Raw genomic sequence first — 16,468 nt, 5'->3', positions numbered from 1 at the left:
GTTGATAGGCCGGGAGTGTAAGGCGGGCAATCGTCTTAGCGGACCGGTACTAATAGGTCGAGGACTTGACTACTGTGGTTCGCTCTCTGTTTTTAGGGTGCAGTATATATCTTTCCGGTGGCATGAGCGGAGGGGCCACACCCGTTCCCATCTCGAACACGGCCGTTAAGCCCTCCAGCGCCGATGGTACTTGGGGTTATCCCCTGGGAGAGTAGGTCGTTGCCGGAAAATATTTTAAGGCCCGCACTTTTCTAAAAGTGCGGGCCTTTTAAGTTAAATGCTTAGGAGATTGGAGGCGGTGGAAAAATATATCATCAGAGCGGCGGCGTCGACAATAGTGGTAATAAGGGGACTGGCCATGATAGCTGGATCTACGTTAAAGCGCTTGGCTAGGATGGGTAAAATTCCGCCTACTACTTTGGATAACAATACAGTAAAGAACAAACTGATACAGACGGCTGCGGCTATGGGCAACGGCACTTTTTGTAGGTAATAAAGACGCACGAGATTCACTCCCGCCAGTATAATTCCTACCACTGTGCCGACAAGTAATTCCTTGAGAATTATCTTAAGAACGTCGTTGGATTCTATTTCCCCCAGGGCGATCCCGCGGATGACTAGGGTAGAAGACTGAGAACCGGCATTGCCACCGGTATCCATGAGCATAGGTATAAAAGCAGCCAATAGGACTGATGATTGCAAAACGCCTTCAAATCTCTTGACGATGTTGGCTGTAAATGTGGCCGAGAGCATTAAGACCAGTAGCCAGCCTACGCGGTGTTTGGCTAGGGTTAGGGCACCGGTCTTTAGGTACTCTTCTTCCACCGGTGAAATACCGGCCATCAATTGAAAGTCTTCCGTGGCCTCTTCCTCAATAATGTCGAGAATGTCGTCTACGGTGATTATTCCCACCAGACGATTCTCGTTATCTACCACCGGCATGGAGAGCAAATCGTATTTCATAAACTTCGCAGCCACGCCTTCTTGATCGTCCAGAGTGTGTACGAAGGTGATATTTGTCTCCATTATGTTTCTTACCAGGTCGTCTTCGTCACTTAGAATAATTCTTCGTATGGTCACTATTCCTTCAAGGGTACGTTCGTTATCGATTACATAGCAAGTGTCGATAGTTTCTTTGTCGAGGCCGGTTGTTTTGATATGCTTCAAGGCCTGCTCTACGGTCATTTCCTTCTTGAGATCTACAAATTCAATAGTCATCAAGCTGCCAGCTGAGTTCTCAGGATAATTCAGAAATTGGTTCAGCAGGCGGCGAGTATTCTCATCGGCGTGCCTCAATACTTTCTTAACGAAATTAGCGGGCATTTCTTCCAAGAAATCCACAGTGTCATCAAAGTGAAGTTCAGCCAAAATAGAACGAATTTCTCGGTCAGTTATGTTTTCCACCACGTATTTTTGTTGGTCATGAGACATATAGGAAAACACACTGGCAGCGGTGTCTTTAGGTAGGATCCGAAACAGTATTAAAGATGTTTCCAGTGGCAATTCCTCCAACACGAGGGCTACATCCACGGCGTTCATGTCCATGAGCAATGCTCTGGCATGAGCGTATGAATTGCGCTCAACCAGATCCATTATCTGCTGCATAACATTCCCTCCTTTGCACGATGTATAGCTTCAAGTTCTGGTAATTGTAGCGGCCGAACAACATTGGGCTGGCAGCTCATTGTTATCATTGCCGTATTAACCTTCGTTGACCCCAGCTAAATGAAAATGATATAGTGACGTTGACAGGATTAGAAGGGGATGATGCTGATGAGCACTGTTGTGCTGGCCGATAAGCTCACGCGGTGGATAAGATACCAAGTAGTGGCCGCCGGAGGAAAGGGCGTAGTGTTTGGGCTCAGCGGAGGTTTGGACTCGGCGGTAGTAGCCGGTTTGGCCAAGCGAGCGTTTCCGGAAGCCTCATTGGGTGTCATTATGCCATGTTACAGCGACCATGAGGATGGGGTTCATGCTCGGTTAGTAGCACAAGAATTGACTCTGCCTGTATATGAGATTGTTCTGGATCAAGTGTACGATATCCTGTTTGGCATGTTACGTCAGGTAGATCAGGATGAACCAAAACAACTGGCTGCCGCTAATCTAAAGTCAAGACTGCGTATGGTTACATTATACTATCTGGCGGCCCAGCATGGTTATTTAGTGGCGGGAAGTAGCAACAAAAGCGAACTGACGGTGGGATACTTCACTAAATATGGTGACGTGGGAGACATCTTGCCACTAGGTAACTTGGTTAAGAGACAGGCAAGAGATTTGGCCCAGCACTTGGGTATACCGAAAGAAATAATTACCAAGCCGCCTTCGGCCGGATTATGGACTGGGCAAACAGATGAAGCGGAGATGGGACTTAGTTATGACGATCTTGATTGTTTTATATTAACTGGACAGGCATCGTCAAAAACGGCCCGGCGCATTTTGGATTTGAAGCAAAGAAGTGAGCACAAGCGCAAGCCGGCACCGCGTCCGGATTTTTAGTCGGTGCAGGCAGAAGCCGAAGCCAAAGCATCGTGAGATCCTTTAATTATCGATGATTTCGTGGTAGAATTGAAGGCGAGAGTAGCGAGCTGCTATTCTAACACGCGTAGATTCCCGGCTGCGCGTTTCTAAAGCGAGGTGAATCTATGGCCGGACATTCTAAGTGGTCTAATATTAAGCATAGGAAAGCGAAAGCCGACGCGGCCAAAGGTCGGGTATTTACCCGTCTTGGTCGGGAGATTATGGTGGCCGTGCGGCATGGGGGTTCTGATCCGGAGACAAACTTTAGGTTGAAAATGGCGATAGACAAAGCGCGAGTAGCCAATATGCCTAACGATAATATTATGCGGGTAATCCAACGCGCCAGTGGTGCCCAGGACGGAGCTAATCTAGAGGAGTTAGTTTATGAAGGCTACGGTCCGGGAGGCGTGGCTGTCATGCTGGAGCTTCTAACCGATAACAGGAACCGTACTGCTTCAGAGATTCGTCATATTTTTTCCCGACATGGTGGAAATCTAGGCGAAGGCGGTTGTGTAGCTTGGATGTTCACGCAGAAAGGCAGTTTGATCTTGGAACAGGATGGGTTAGAAAAAGATATAGACGAAGTGATGATGGATGCTCTGGATGCCGGGGCTGAAGACGTCCAAGACGATGAACAAACCATCGAAATTCTAACGGAACCGGCTGAGTTTGTTGAGGTAGAGGAGTCCCTGGCCGCCAAGGGGTATAAGTTTACGGAGGCTAAGATTGCTCGGATTCCCCAGAACACGGTGAGGCTCGACCGAAATGACGCCGAGCGCACACTTAAACTCATGGAGGAACTGGAAGAGCATGATGATGTCCAGGAGATTTACGCCAACTTTGACATTCCAGATGATGTTTTGGCTGAACTAGAGCAGTAAAGAAAGCGCCGAGAGGGCGCTTTCTTTGTATACGTTAGCTCGGGAACGGGAATACTGTACTGATAAGCAACGCAGTGATGTGGGGGGATCTTATGCGTTCTTTGCACTACAATTCCCGGACTTGGCGGCGTGTTGCTATTTTTATCATGTTAACTGGAGCAATTCTTATTGTTGTCGCGGTCAAATGGGCTGGAAATGTGCCTAAGCGTCATGACAGTCAACAAACAGCAACTATGCCTAAGGCTCCGCCCATTCTGGTGGAGGATCGCCAGTATGAAGGGTGTGGGCATAGGGTTGAGAAGGAGCAGGAACTATCCGCTGAGTTTAGGTTGCTCAGCCCTAAGGAACTGGCCCAACTCAATAATGCCGCTACTTACCAAGTCAGTGAAGAAAGACTGCGGATATTCAATCACGAGCCGGGGCTATGCCCTGAGTGCAAGAGGCACATCTTTGTGGGCTTAGACGGCGAGGAGGTGGCGGTATTTTACGGGCTGCCGGGGGGGCCGCGGCAACTGAGAGAACGAACGCCGATACGCATGGAAAGACTACCTCCCCAGGCTGTGTCCGATCTGAAATTGGGGATCCCGGTAAATAGTCAAGAAGAACTGTTACAAGTCCTAGAAGGCCTGATGAACTAACAGGCCTGATTTTTTTTCTGCAGCAGGGTTTTGTCAGTAGATTGTAGAAAAATGTTGGAGGAGGCGAGACGAATGCTTATTTGTGGTGTGGATCCGGGTATTGCTCGCTTGGGTTATGCCCTGGTAAAGCAGGAGGCGGGGCGACTGGAAGTCCGCAGTTTCGGTTGTTTGGAGACACCGGCCGACCTGTCTTCGCCGCAGAGGTTACTTTGTTTATACGAGCAGTTGGCCCAGGTGCTAGCGGCCCAACCCCGGGCCGTGGCCATAGAGGCATTGTTTTTCAACAAAAATGTGCGCACCGCGTTTTCAGTGGCCGAAGCTCGGGGGGTAGTTCTACTCTTGTGTGCCGAGCGGGGTATACCGGTGTTTGAATATACACCACCGCAGGTTAAGCAGGCTGTGGTGGGCTACGGCCGGGCGGAAAAGCGGCAGGTTCAGATAATGCTTCAGCAAACCCTGGGTCTCGGTGATCTCCCCAAACCAGATGATGCGGCTGATGCTCTGGCCGTGGCCTTTTGTCATGCCCAGGTGGCTCGATTTGAGCACTGCTTGCGATCGGGGGGTGACGGGGCTGTTTGAGTACATCCGGGGTGTGTTGATACATAAGACGCCTGATAGTGCTGTGCTAGAAGTAGGCGGGTTGGGATTTGCCATTAATACTACTGCTACCACCTCCGAAGAACTGCCACCGGTGGGGGAGATGTGCAAAGTCTATACCTATCTTCATGTTCGGGAAGACAAGTTAGCATTGTTCGGCTTCGCTTCTTCTCTGGAACGTTCTGTATTCATGTTGCTGTTAGATGTGGGGGGTATTGGGCCCAGGACGGCACAAGCCGTTTTGTCCACATTTACGGCGGCGGCTTTTATCCAGGCAGTCAATGGTGGGGACACTGCTTCCTTGCTGCAAGTAAGCGGTGTTGGCAAGAAGACGGCACAAAGAATAATGTTGGAACTGAAAGACAAGCTACGCCGACTGGGACAGGAAGCGGATATCGATCACCTGCCTGCTACCGACCCAGATTTGGCGGTAGCTGCACTGCTGCAGTTAGGCTATACCGGGGAGGAAGTGAGGCAGGCGCTAGCTCATGGGGAAAGTAGCGATGATACGGCCCAGCGAGTGCGGGCCGCTTTAGAAGTTCTAAGGGAGAGGTAGAGTTATCTATGCAAAAGAGGATTGTTGCCGGTGAAGCTCTGCCGGGGGACAAGGAGCTAGAGATTACTTTACGTCCGCAGCGTCTGCAGGATTTCGTGGGCCAAGAACGGGCAAAGGCGAATTTGGAGGTTTTTATCCAAGCGGCGCTGCTTAGAGGTGAAACTCTAGACCATGTTTTGCTTTATGGCCCCCCCGGGTTAGGGAAAACAACGTTGGCTCGCATTATCGGCCGCGAGCTGGGGGTAAATGTTAAGATAACTTCCGGACCTGCTATTGAGCGGCCCGGCGATTTGGCGGCCATTCTTACCGGTCTGAATCGAGGAGATGTACTGTTTGTAGATGAGATTCATCGCTTGAGCCGGACTGTAGAGGAAATACTGTACCCGGCCATGGAGGACTACGCTCTAGATATTGTGGTGGGGAAAGGCCCGAGTGCCCGCTCGTTACGTCTTGATCTGGCCCACTTCACTTTAGTCGGGGCCACTACACGCATCGGGCTACTTACTTCTCCGCTGCGAGACCGGTTTGGGGTTGTGGCCCGATTGGAGTATTACCGACCGGAAGCCTTGCAGGAGATTGTGTTTCGCACCGCGGCTGTCTTGGGCGTTAGCATTATTCCGGAGGCAGCTCTGGAAGTGGCCAGCCGGGCACGGGGTACACCGCGTATAGCTAACCGTCTGCTAAAACGGGTGCGTGACTTTGCTCAAGTCAAGTCCGAAGATATTATCTCAGTGGATACAACTCGAGCAGCCCTGAACTCATTAGAGGTAGATCCGTTAGGACTTGACCGTTCTGACCGACAGTTGCTGCAGGCACTAATTAATAATTTTGGCGGTGGCCCGGTTGGGTTAGATACACTGGCGGCAATACTAAGTGAGGATGCTGGTACCATTGAGGAAGTATACGAGCCCTTTTTACTTCAACAAGGGCTGATCATGCGCACAGCCCGGGGCCGCATGGCCACCCCCTTGGCTTACCAGCACTTAGGCCTAAGCGCGCCGCTGCAGTTAGAGCAGATAGAGATAAGGGGGAATGAGTGATGCCTTGTTTTGACTCTGTTGGTAAACTACTCATGGTTGTCGGCGGCTCGTTGTTCTTTTTTGGAGCCTTGATCACATTTGGTAGCCGCCTCTTTCCTTTTGGACGGTTACCGGGAGACATATTAGTACAGCGTGGCAATTTCACTTTTTACTTTCCTATCTTTACTTGCATAATTCTAAGCATTATCTTGAGTCTTATCATGAGGTTTTTTCGCCGCTGACTTTTATCGGATATGGGTGTTTCAGGCCCGGTTAGTTACCGGCACTGTACGGTGACGTTCAGTTATTTATAGCTTAGGGGTGAGGGTGTGGGCAGAACTCTTAATAGGCGGACTATTGGGGTGACTTTCCTGGTAACAGCCCTGCTGCTGTTAATGATGACACCTGGTGCAAAGGCCGCGGCCAAGGTGCGAGTAGGGCTTTCGGTAAGTGGGTCTGCTGTCGAGATAGGAGGAAGCGGTTTGCTACTTGATGCTACCGGCCATGTGATAGCTCAGGTTGACGATCGTAGCAGTTTAGAGCTGACAGCTAGTGGTGGACAAGTGTGGCTGAGCGGCGCTTCCTTTCCCGTGCTGCATGCGGTGCCAAGCAGAAGCGGTGCCGGGTCTTGTTTGCAGGTGAATGGCAAGCCTTACCGGGGAGATCTTGTCGTGAGCGCAGCAGACAATAGGATCAGGATTGTGAACGAACTTGATCTAGAAGAGTACTTGCTTGGTGTGGTACCCCTTGAAATGTCACCTTCCTGGCCTCTGGAAGCCCTCAAGGCTCAAGCAGTGGCGGCCAGGACCTTTGCTCTAAGAAACGCAAATCGGCATCAAGGGGATGGCTTTGGCCTGTGCGATACCTCTCATTGTCAGGTGTATGGAGGGGTAAGCGCCGAGAGCACTACTTCATCGATAGCAGTTAAGGACACTGCCGGCCTGGTTCTCAAGTACAACGGAGGTCTGATTGACGCTTACTTTCACGCCAGCTCCGGTGGCCGTACGGAGACGGCCGGTGCCGCCTGGGGGCATGATCGCCCCTATCTAACAGTGGTGGAAGATGAACTGGAGTTGTCCGGCCCTTATGCTTCGTGGCAGGAAAGTTTCAGTCCTGAGGAACTTGGTGTGCGCTTAGCTGAGGCGGGCTACCCTATAGGACCAGTACAGCAGCTAGAAATCCTGGAGCGGACTCCTTCTGGGCGTGCGGCCTCGGTGTCTGTGCGCGGTAGTTACGGGACTGCAGTGGTTGCAGGTACACGCTTGCGACAGGTGTTGAATCTAAAGAGTACGTTATTTAATGTCCAGGAGGATACAGCTTGGTCCGAGCAGCTGAAAATTACCGTTTTGGCCCAATCTACCAAGGGTTCTTTTGTCACTAGTGTTGCCTCAGGTACGCATGTTGTCACAGCAGGGGGACCCAAGATTCTCTCATCCAGAACTTCCGGGGATGTTAGCCGAGGCGGAGGAGGACGTGCCATCGTACTTAAGGGGCGTGGTTATGGTCATGGGGTTGGTTTATCCCAGTGGGGAGCCAAGGTCTTAGCCGAAAACGAGTTACTAGCTGACAAGGACTTCTTTACTCAGATTTTGACCCATTATTATAAAGGGGTTACAATAGAGCCATACTCATTTTAAGTGCGAGGAGCGTCATAGTTTGCGGCTGGAAGATTTCGATTATGATTTACCGCCAGAGCTCATTGCTCAAGTACCGATAGAACATCGCGACGAAAGTTGCTTGTTAGTTATAGACCGCCACCAGGGAACCATGAAGCACACAGTCTTTCGGGATTTGCCTACCTATTTGATGCCCGGTGACTTATTAGTTATGAATGATACCCGCGTGCTACCAGCCCGCCTGTTAGGGCGGCGAGGCCAATCAGGCGGAAAGGTCGAAGTATTGTTGCTGAAAGAGATTGCTCCCGGACAGTGGGAGACCTTGGTTAGGCCGGGTCGGCGCTGCCTTCCTGGCGAAGAACTTGTATTCGGTCAAGGAGAACTGACAGCCGAGGTGTTAGACAGAACGGAGGAAGGCGGCAGAATTATTGCTTTTAATCACCGAGGACTTGAATTTATCGCTCTTCTAACCGAACTGGGTCGAGTGCCGTTACCTCCTTACATTCATACGAAACTGCCTGATCCGGAGCGCTATCAGACTGTCTATGCCAGACATCTCGGATCGGCTGCCGCTCCCACGGCTGGCTTGCATTTTACCCCGGAACTGTTAGCTAGGATCAAATCGCTGGGGGTTGAAACTTCATTCATAACACTGGATGTAGGGCTCGGTACTTTCCGCCCGGTGCGTGAAGCGAATATTGCAGCGCACCACATGCATGAGGAACGTTATAGCATTTCACCCGAGACGGCCGAAGCCATTAACAAAGCAAAGAGTGAAGGACGTCGGGTAATCGCAGTTGGTACCACTGTCGTCCGCACCTTGGAGGCTGCTGGATTCAGTGGTTGGATTGAATCCCAAGAGAGCTGCACGGATCTTTTTATTTACCCCGGCTTTCAGTTTAAGATCATAGATGCTTTGATTACCAACTTCCATTTGCCTAAGTCCTCACTGCTAATGTTGGTGGCAGCGTTCGCAGGCTATGACAATATCATGGCTGCTTATAAAGAGGCTGTGCTAGAAAGATATCGCTTCTTTAGCTTTGGCGATGCCATGTTCATCATTTAAGGAGGAACGAAATGGATTTAGGGTTTCAAGAATTGGCCCGCAGCAGTCAATGCGCTGCCCGCCGTGGCGTTTTTCACACTGCTCACGGCTCGGTCCAGACGCCCGCCTTTATGCCGGTTGGGACTCAAGCCACAGTCAAGACTTTAACTCCGGAAGAAGTCTGCGAACTGGGAGCCGAAGTAATCCTAAGTAACACATATCATCTCTACCTTCGTCCCGGAGCTGACCTTATTGCTGAAGCAGGTGGGCTCCACAGTTTTATGCACTGGGAAGGGCCGATCTTAACCGACAGCGGTGGGTTTCAGATTTTTAGTTTGGGCAACCTAAGAGAAATCACCGACGAAGGGGCTCTGTTTCGTTCCCATATTGATGGCTCCTTGCATTACTTTACGCCGGAAAAGGCGGTTGAGGTGCAAGAATTGCTTGGTTCGGATATCGCCATGGTACTCGATGAATGTGTGCCTTATCCCATCGATTACGAATCGGCCGCAGCTGCGCTTAGGCGCACTACTTCCTGGGCCCAGAGAGCCAAGCTGGTCCACCGCAGAAAAGATCAGGCCCTCTTTGGTATAGTACAGGGTAGCTGCTTTGACGATCTGCGGTTGAAAAGCACGGATCAACTGCTGGAACTGGACTTTTCCGGTTATGCCGTCGGCGGACTCAGTGTCGGTGAACCCAAGAATGAGATGTACCGCATACTGGATTTAGTTGCACCTCGTTTGCCGCTAAGCAAACCACGCTACCTTATGGGTGTTGGCAGCCCAGACTGCCTTTGGGAAGGTGTAGAACGAGGTATCGATATGTTCGATTGCGTACTGCCGACCCGGATCGCCAGAAATGGTACGGTTTTTACTACCCAGGGTAGGTTGGTGGTAAGAAATGCGGCTTATGCCAGGGATTTTCGGCCGTTGGACTCAGAGTGTTGCTGCTACGTCTGCCGTAACTATTCCCGCGCCTATATCAGACACTTAATCAAGGCTAATGAGGTGTTGGGGATTAGGCTCACTACCTATCATAATCTGTACTTCTTGGCTTCGCTTATGGAAACAATCCGCGCAGCTATTGAACAAGACCGTTTCCTGGTGGCTAAGAAGGATTTTTTGGGGAAATATAAGATGCCAAGGGTAAAAGAGGAAAAATCGTCTTGCTGCTAAGAGGATTTTGAGTGTTCTCGGCGAAGAATTAGTAAGATAATCCAGGGAGGGATTTTGGTGCCACAACAATTAACCGGTCTACTGCCCATGATAATCTTTTTTGTCATTTTCTATCTTTTCCTCATTCGACCACAACAAAAGCAGCGGAAAGAGCGCCAAGAAATGCTGAACTCCTTGACAAAAGGGGACAAGGTAGTCACCATTGGTGGCATCCACGGCAAGCTAACCGATGTTAAAGAACACCAAGTTCGGCTTAAGGTGGCGGATAACCTGGAGCTGCGACTTAATCGCGACGCGGTAGGCTATGTGCTCAAAGAGGCTAAGACCAAGGAAACTAAGACAGCAGAAGAGAACGCGAACGAAGAGAATGCATAAGATTTTGCGTTCAGAAAACAAGATCAAATGGGCAGGACCGAAGAACTGAACAACTGATCCCGGCAGAAACAGGCGTTAAGCCTGTTTTTTGCTAGTTCACTGTCATTCTATTCGATCCCGAAGCGTACATTACCATGAGGATCAAATAACGGGTGAGGTGAGGGCAAATGAAAACGAGTCCCTGGAGAGAACCAGAGACACGGCTGGGGTTTTCTCTTCGAGCAGTGATCAAGGCAATAGTGTTAGCTACGGTAGCATATGGGGGCTTGGCCTTACTAGTGACCACAGTCATTAGCTTCTACGGAAATTTAGAAACACGACTACCCCTATTGGCTTTTGTGGCCCAATACTTAACAGCGCTCATAACCGGTATAGTGGCTGGGCGGGTAGCGGGTCAATCGGGATGGGTTCACGGCCTAACTGCAGGTATACTGTTTATGGTTATTGTGTCTGTTGCCGGCACCTTCTTCTTACCGGTTCGGCCGACTTTGACCGGGATAATACTGTGGCGAATACTGCCGGGGGCGTTGCTAGGTTTAGGCGGTGGAGCTGTTGGAGCTAACTTGTAGGGGGTTCACCTATGTACAGGCGCTTTAGTCTAGTTTTTTGGGTTACACTTAAGCTAATCTTAGTAGTTGTTATAACTCACGGATATTGTACCGGTGCGCCTGACGTTACCGCTGATGCTGCCGTGGTCCTAGATGCCCGGACCGGCAGCATTCTTTACGGTCGATGGCCATACGAGCAGCGGCCTCCGGCTAGCACCACTAAGATTTTAACTGCTATCATTGCGTTGGAAAAAGGCAGGTTGAGTGACATAGTAACAGCAAGTCCCAACGCTAGCTACACCGAAGGCTCCAGTATCTATTTACAGCCCGGGGAAAAGCTTACGTTAGAAGAGCTAATTTGGGGTGCTTTACTGGAGTCGGGAAATGATGCTTGTGTTGCCATTGCCGAGCATTTGTCCGGAGATGAAGAAGGTTTCTCCAAGCTGCAGAATAGAAAAGCAAAGGCTATTGGTGCGTGGGATACCAATTTTGTAAATCCCCATGGACTGTCTGTTCCTAATCACTATACTACGGCCTATGATTTGGGAGCTGTTGCGCGGTATGCTCTTCGCAATAGCAAGTTTCAGGAGATTGTGCGCAGCAAGGAAAAGGTACCTCATGAACCCAGGGAGACCAGAGCCTTTTTTAGTACGAATCGTTTGCTTTGGAGCTACAGCGGTTGCGATGGTGTCAAGACCGGTACCACAGAGGCAGCAGGCCAGTGCCTGATAGCTTCGGCTAGCAGAGGAGGAAGGCAGTTAGTGGCGGTGGTTCTACATAGCGACGATCGGTGGAGTGATGCTACCGCCTTACTGGACTATGGCTTTGACTTTACCAGATTGCTAAAGCTGGCTTCTGCCGGCCAGGTTGCATATTTGCCGTTAGTGCACGCGTTGGAACCGGTTATTTGTGCCCGATCGGCATCCGACCTGTACGTGACGGTGCCCAAAGAGCTGACCGAGCAGGTGGTCGTCTCATGGTTGCCGCTACCGAATCTAAGAGCACCGGTGAACCGCGGTGAGAAGGTGGGGGAAATTCAGGTTTGGCTCCGAAATGAGTTACTGGCTCGGACAAATTTGATAGCCGCAGCCACTGTGGCGCCAAAGACGCCGCTTACTATGCTTCTGTGGTATATTTACCGGCCTCTCTTATACCGGCTCAGAACTTGGAAATGGTTGTGAACTAAACATCCTGGTTCAAATTACCGAGAGGAAAAGGACAGGCACTGCCGAATATGTTAGGGTATTTTCACCTATTGGGAGGTAAAGGCAGTGCTGGACAAAGATAAGGAAGAAGTGTACCTGAGACCCCTAGTGAAGGGCGATCTTCGGCACATGGCTGCTTGGGACCAAGATGCTGAGATCGGCTATTTTTTCGGGTTTGACACAGATGACAGCAGTATTACATATCAAGAGCGCTGTGCAGAGTTGCTGGGACAATCGAACAATCGTTTGTGGGCCATTGAAACGGAAGAGGCCGGTTTTATCGGCGAAGTAGAGCTGAACCAAATTAGCTGGCGTACCCGAGAAGCAGAAGTGAAGATATGTATCGGCAATCCTGCTTATCGGGGTTTAGGTTTTGGCACCCAGGCTCTCAAACTGGCTCTAGTGGCTGCTTTTAAGGAGCTCAGGCTTAAGCGAGTCTACTTGAGGGTGTATCAGTACAATACCCGAGCGCTTCGCTGCTATATACGGTGTGGATTTAAGAAAGAAGCCGTGCTAAGAAATCGGTATCGCTACGGGGGACAGAACCGTGACATTTATCTTATGTACATAGACCATAAGATGTTTAAAGAAAGAGCTCGATTTTGCTCTAATACCATCAATTGACAAGCGGCCGGCACCATCGCTATAATATGGTGAACAATGTATTGAAACAAGTTTTGTCAAGACGTATTACTAAGATTTGTTCTTGGTAGTGGTAGGGGAAAAGGAGGAAACGGTATTGAAGTGGGCCAATGGAGCGAAATTAATAGTAGTTGTGGTAGCGGTAGCCCTGCTGGGGCTAGGAGCACTTGAGCCTATCAAGAATAACATTAGGTTGGGTTTGGACCTCCGCGGCGGTACGCACTTGGTGCTTAATTTGGTGGATACACCGGAAGCCAAAGTGGATGAACAGGCCCGGCAAGGGGTTATGCGGATTATTAACGACCGTATTAATCAATTTGGTGTTACTGAACCGCTGATTATACCGGGAGGGTCTCATCGTATCATTGTAGAACTTCCGGGCTTAAAGGATTCGGAAGAAGCAGTGCGAGTAATCAAAATGACGGCAGAACTGCAGTTTGCCGACAAGAACGGGAAAGTGTGGCTCACAGGTAAAGACCTGAAAGATGCCCGCTTTATTTATGATCGGGACAACAAACCAGTAGTGGCGTTAGAATTCAACGCTCAAGGAAGCAAATTGTTTGCCGCGGCCACGGAAGCCAACCTTGGACAACCGCTTTTCATCGTACTGGACCAGCAGGTTGTTACGGCTCCCGTGGTGAGAGATGTTATCCGGGATGGTAAGGCGGTCATCAATGGTATAGAATCGGCTGAAGAAGCACAGCGCTATGCCATTGCTTTGCGCTCCGGGGCCCTGCCGGTTAAAGTAGAAGTCATCGATCAACGTACGGTGGGCCCGACTTTAGGACAAGATTCCATTGAAAAGAGCAAGCATGCTTTTTTGATGGGTGTGATTGCGGTATTGGTCTTTATGATAGTGTATTATGGCATCTTTGGCTTGGTGGCCGATTTTGCTCTGACCGTGTATGTCTTGTTAGTTATGTCAGTACTGGCCGGTTTGCATGCTACTCTCACCTTGCCGGGGATTGCTGGATTTATCCTCTCCATCGGTATGGCCGTGGACGCCAATGTTATCATATTTGAAAGGATCAAAGAAGAGCGCCGTAATGGTAAGACCATAAGATCAGCAGTGGAGGCCGGCTTTACCAGAGCCATGACCACTGTTATCGATTCTAACGTAACCACTTTGATCGCGGCCGCTGTACTGTACTATTTAGGGACGGGTCCGATTCGTGGGTTTGCTGTTACTTTGGGTGTCGGCATTATTGCAAGTATGGTGAGCGCCGTGCTCATTACCAAATATGTGCTGCGCCAAGTGGTGAATATGGGTTTGCCGGTGGATGTCCGAGTAGCAAGATCAAGCAAGATGAAACTGGATATCGTGAGCAAACGCAAAACTTCGTTTGGCTTGTCCGGTCTTGTTATTGCTATCGGCTTAGTGGCTCTCCTGCTGCATGGTGGTTTGAATCCGGGTATCGAATTCCAGGGTGGCACCTTGTTACAGCTGCGGTTTGACCAGACAGCTTCTTCAGAGCAAGTGCGCTTAGTACTGGCCGACTATAGCCTGGAAAAAAGTGCCCTTCAAGAAACTGGTGACAGAACGTTCTTAATCCGTACCAAAGAGCTTAGCGATGAGGCCCGGCGAGATGTGCTGGCCGGGTTAAAGGCGAAGATAGGCCCTTACGAAGTTCTACGGATCGAGAAAGTGGGCGCAGTAATAAGTAGCGAGCTTAAGAACAACGCTTTCTTAGCCCTGACTATTGCCGCTATCTTAATGCTGGTTTACATTGCTTTGCGATTCGAAATCAAGTTTGCTGTGGCCGGTGTATTGGCCCTTATGCATGATGTTTTGATTACCATAGGCATATTTGCCATTTTAAATATAGAAGTTGATAGCACGTTTATTGCCGCCATTCTAACCATTGTCGGCTACTCCATCAATGATACCATTGTGGTATTTGACCGTATTCGGGAAAATATGAAAGCAAGTAAGAAAGAGACTCTGGCCCAACTTGTAAACAGAAGCATCGTGGAAACCCTGACCCGGTCGGTAAACACGGCTTTAACCACTCTGTTTGCCGTGATAGCGCTGCTTATTTTTGGCGGTGAAACCACCAAAGTATTTGCTCTAGCACTGTTTATCGGGCTTTTGGCTGGCACGTACTCTTCTATCCTTATTGCCTCTCCACTGTGGTATAGCTGGCACAGGCAGGCTTAACGAACTAAGGCGCCCCTTAAAGGGAGTTCAACTTAGGGATTTACGAAAACAAGCAAAGTTTTGACCGACTCTCTTCAAGCGGAGACTCAAAAGTAAAGACTGCACCGAAGAATAAAACCTTTAGTGCAGTCTTTCTTTTAATACTTATGCCGCTTCCCTGGTTCGTCAGTCTTTACAAATTGATTAATCAAACAAAGATAATTGCTGTGGTTCAATATTATCCTCCGACTTTATAGTTTGGCTCTTAAACCAGTCAAAAATGTTAATGCTTTCGTTGTTTAATATCTCTTGACTTATTGGGTAAACATCCTTATTTTTTAATAAGTTAATATTACCTTTAGGAATGTTATCTTCATTCCTAACAAACATCGGAACCCAACCGCGCTTTATATTTTCGGTTGCTCCAGCCCAGGTTCCACCTTTATTGTAATCAGATGAAATAACAACCACATAATCTGAAAGGGCATACACATATTTATTTCTTTCCATAGCTGCATATGTTTGAAATGGCATATCTGGTCTAAAAGATGATAAGATTATTGATTGCCGTCTCATTATTGCTTCCCTTGTTTCTTTCTTTCTTATTTTTTTTTCCAAACTATCTGCAACAAATATCACGGTAGTCCCGTCAGAGTTATTTGCAACATTTTCCGCAATTGAATCTACCCCTCTTGCACCTCCAGATACAATATTCAACCCGTCATTGGTACAACGTCTTGATAGCTTTTCTGTAAATCTTAATCCAGCCTCATCTAAATCTCTTGACCCAACAACAGCCACACCATTATTTGATAAAAGAGACAAATTTCCTGCATAATATAAAATCGGTGGTGCGAGTTTCTTTAATTTGTTTTTTAAGGCAATCGGGTAATCAGCATCACTTCTTGTCAATGTAAATATGCCCTTTTCATTTAAAGCAGATAGTTCGATACCAAACTGGCCTGCACGTGACAAAAGCATTTCAATACGTGCAGCTTCCTGATGTGATAAGCTTAACTTTTGTCTTATATCCTCAGATGAAACATCAAAAAGTGTACTTGGTGTAAAATTATTTTGAAATAAACGTTCAGCGAGATGTGACCACTGTGACACGGTATAAGGCTTAGCGCCATTATCAAAATTTCTCAATGCTAAATCTGAACATAATAATAGCATTGCATAACTATCGTTTAAGATATTCATCTATTCAGCCCCCCTCATTCCTGCGCTTGATGCTATTGCAAAAGGATACACTAATCCTGCACCTTTTTGCTTAAGCATATAACCGCATACTGTTAAAGTCCATTTTGAATCTACCATATCATCTATCAGTAAAATACTACGGTTAGTGCAATCCTCTATTACTGAAAAACCATCAAAGGCATTTTGGCGAGCTTGTCCTAGGTGCCGTGGAATTTGAGTGACGTAGTATTACGCTGTTTTGCTCTCATTTACTACATGATCCACGTCATCAATAGTAGTCAAACGCTGAATCTCGGAGATTAGGATACCCATAG

Annotated in this window: 17 protein-coding genes and 2 rRNA genes; 17 read left to right on the top strand and 2 right to left on the bottom strand. The window is 48.7% G+C overall.

Features of this window, described 5'->3' with window-relative positions:
• Positions 1 to 73 (top strand): 23S ribosomal RNA (locus tag GX016_06995); the annotation flags it as partial.
• A gap of 40 nt (positions 74 to 113) precedes the next feature.
• A 5S ribosomal RNA gene (gene rrf, locus GX016_06990) occupies positions 114 to 228 on the top strand.
• Between the two features lie 45 nt (positions 229 to 273).
• Here rrf and mgtE read toward each other — a convergent pair.
• Positions 274 to 1,605 (bottom strand): magnesium transporter, encoded by a 1,332-nt coding sequence (mgtE, locus tag GX016_06985; GenBank protein HHT71304.1) that lies wholly within the window; start codon positions 1,603 to 1,605, stop codon positions 274 to 276.
• Between the two features lie 168 nt (positions 1,606 to 1,773).
• Here mgtE and nadE point away from each other — a divergent pair, with 168 nt between their 5' ends.
• The 15 genes from nadE to secD all read left to right on the top strand — a co-directional run bounded on the left by nadE (position 1,774) and on the right by secD (position 14,972).
• Positions 1,774 to 2,496, top strand: a complete 723-nt coding sequence (gene nadE / locus GX016_06980; protein ID HHT71303.1) for an NAD(+) synthase — start codon at positions 1,774 to 1,776, stop codon at positions 2,494 to 2,496.
• A gap of 146 nt (positions 2,497 to 2,642) precedes the next feature.
• A complete protein-coding gene (locus GX016_06975; protein ID HHT71302.1) occupies positions 2,643 to 3,398 on the top strand; it encodes a YebC/PmpR family DNA-binding transcriptional regulator in 756 nt (251 codons plus the stop codon).
• A 92-nt stretch (positions 3,399 to 3,490) separates the two neighbouring features.
• Positions 3,491 to 4,036, top strand: a complete 546-nt coding sequence (locus tag GX016_06970) for a hypothetical protein (protein ID HHT71301.1) — start codon at positions 3,491 to 3,493, stop codon at positions 4,034 to 4,036.
• Positions 4,037 to 4,108: 72 nt separating this feature from the next.
• Positions 4,109 to 4,615 (top strand): crossover junction endodeoxyribonuclease RuvC, encoded by a 507-nt coding sequence (ruvC, locus tag GX016_06965; GenBank protein ID HHT71300.1) that lies wholly within the window; start codon positions 4,109 to 4,111, stop codon positions 4,613 to 4,615.
• Positions 4,575 to 5,189 carry a Holliday junction branch migration protein RuvA gene (gene ruvA, locus GX016_06960; GenBank protein HHT71299.1) on the top strand — a complete coding sequence of 205 codons (615 nt, stop codon included), beginning with the start codon at positions 4,575 to 4,577 and terminating at the stop codon, positions 5,187 to 5,189. The genes ruvC and ruvA overlap by 41 nt, the downstream gene beginning before the upstream one ends.
• 8 nt (positions 5,190 to 5,197) lie before the next feature.
• On the top strand, positions 5,198 to 6,229 hold the full coding sequence (gene ruvB, locus GX016_06955; protein HHT71298.1) for a Holliday junction branch migration DNA helicase RuvB: 1,032 nt from the start codon (positions 5,198 to 5,200) through the stop codon (positions 6,227 to 6,229).
• Positions 6,229 to 6,450 (top strand): DUF2905 domain-containing protein, encoded by a 222-nt coding sequence (locus GX016_06950; GenBank protein HHT71297.1) that lies wholly within the window; start codon positions 6,229 to 6,231, stop codon positions 6,448 to 6,450. Before ruvB ends, GX016_06950 begins: the two co-directional genes overlap by 1 nt.
• 120 nt (positions 6,451 to 6,570) lie before the next feature.
• Complete coding sequence (locus GX016_06945; protein HHT71296.1) at positions 6,571 to 7,845, top strand: SpoIID/LytB domain-containing protein; 1,275 nt, start codon at positions 6,571 to 6,573, stop codon at positions 7,843 to 7,845.
• Between the two features lie 19 nt (positions 7,846 to 7,864).
• Positions 7,865 to 8,890, top strand: a complete 1,026-nt coding sequence (gene queA, locus GX016_06940) for a tRNA preQ1(34) S-adenosylmethionine ribosyltransferase-isomerase QueA (protein HHT71295.1) — start codon at positions 7,865 to 7,867, stop codon at positions 8,888 to 8,890.
• A gap of 11 nt (positions 8,891 to 8,901) precedes the next feature.
• Positions 8,902 to 10,044, top strand: coding sequence for a tRNA guanosine(34) transglycosylase Tgt (gene tgt, locus GX016_06935; GenBank protein HHT71294.1), 1,143 nt, complete (start codon positions 8,902 to 8,904; stop codon positions 10,042 to 10,044).
• Positions 10,045 to 10,101: 57 nt separating this feature from the next.
• The gene (gene yajC, locus GX016_06930) at positions 10,102 to 10,419 is read left to right on the top strand and encodes a preprotein translocase subunit YajC (GenBank protein ID HHT71293.1); all 318 of its coding nucleotides are present in this window, start codon (positions 10,102 to 10,104) and stop codon (positions 10,417 to 10,419) included.
• A gap of 167 nt (positions 10,420 to 10,586) precedes the next feature.
• Positions 10,587 to 10,988: a TIGR04086 family membrane protein gene (locus tag GX016_06925; protein ID HHT71292.1), complete on the top strand. Its 402-nt coding sequence runs from the start codon at positions 10,587 to 10,589 to the stop codon at positions 10,986 to 10,988.
• Between the two features lie 11 nt (positions 10,989 to 10,999).
• On the top strand, positions 11,000 to 12,148 hold the full coding sequence (locus GX016_06920; GenBank protein ID HHT71291.1) for a D-alanyl-D-alanine carboxypeptidase: 1,149 nt from the start codon (positions 11,000 to 11,002) through the stop codon (positions 12,146 to 12,148).
• A 90-nt stretch (positions 12,149 to 12,238) separates the two neighbouring features.
• On the top strand, positions 12,239 to 12,796 hold the full coding sequence (locus GX016_06915; GenBank protein ID HHT71290.1) for a GNAT family N-acetyltransferase: 558 nt from the start codon (positions 12,239 to 12,241) through the stop codon (positions 12,794 to 12,796).
• Positions 12,797 to 12,911: 115 nt separating this feature from the next.
• Positions 12,912 to 14,972 (top strand): protein translocase subunit SecD, encoded by a 2,061-nt coding sequence (gene secD, locus GX016_06910; protein HHT71289.1) that lies wholly within the window; start codon positions 12,912 to 12,914, stop codon positions 14,970 to 14,972.
• Positions 14,973 to 15,155: 183 nt separating this feature from the next.
• Here the strand turns inward: secD and GX016_06905 are convergent, their stop codons facing one another.
• Positions 15,156 to 16,154, bottom strand: coding sequence for a DNA-processing protein DprA (locus GX016_06905; protein HHT71288.1), 999 nt, complete (start codon positions 16,152 to 16,154; stop codon positions 15,156 to 15,158).
• Positions 16,155 to 16,468: the final 314 nt, after the last annotated feature.

This window comes from Bacillota bacterium (assembly GCA_012837285.1).
GTDB lineage: Bacteria > Bacillota > DTU030 > DUMP01 > DUMP01 > DUNI01.
The sequence above is the reverse complement of the archived record's forward strand: the minus strand, read 5'-3'. Positions and strand labels throughout refer to the sequence as shown.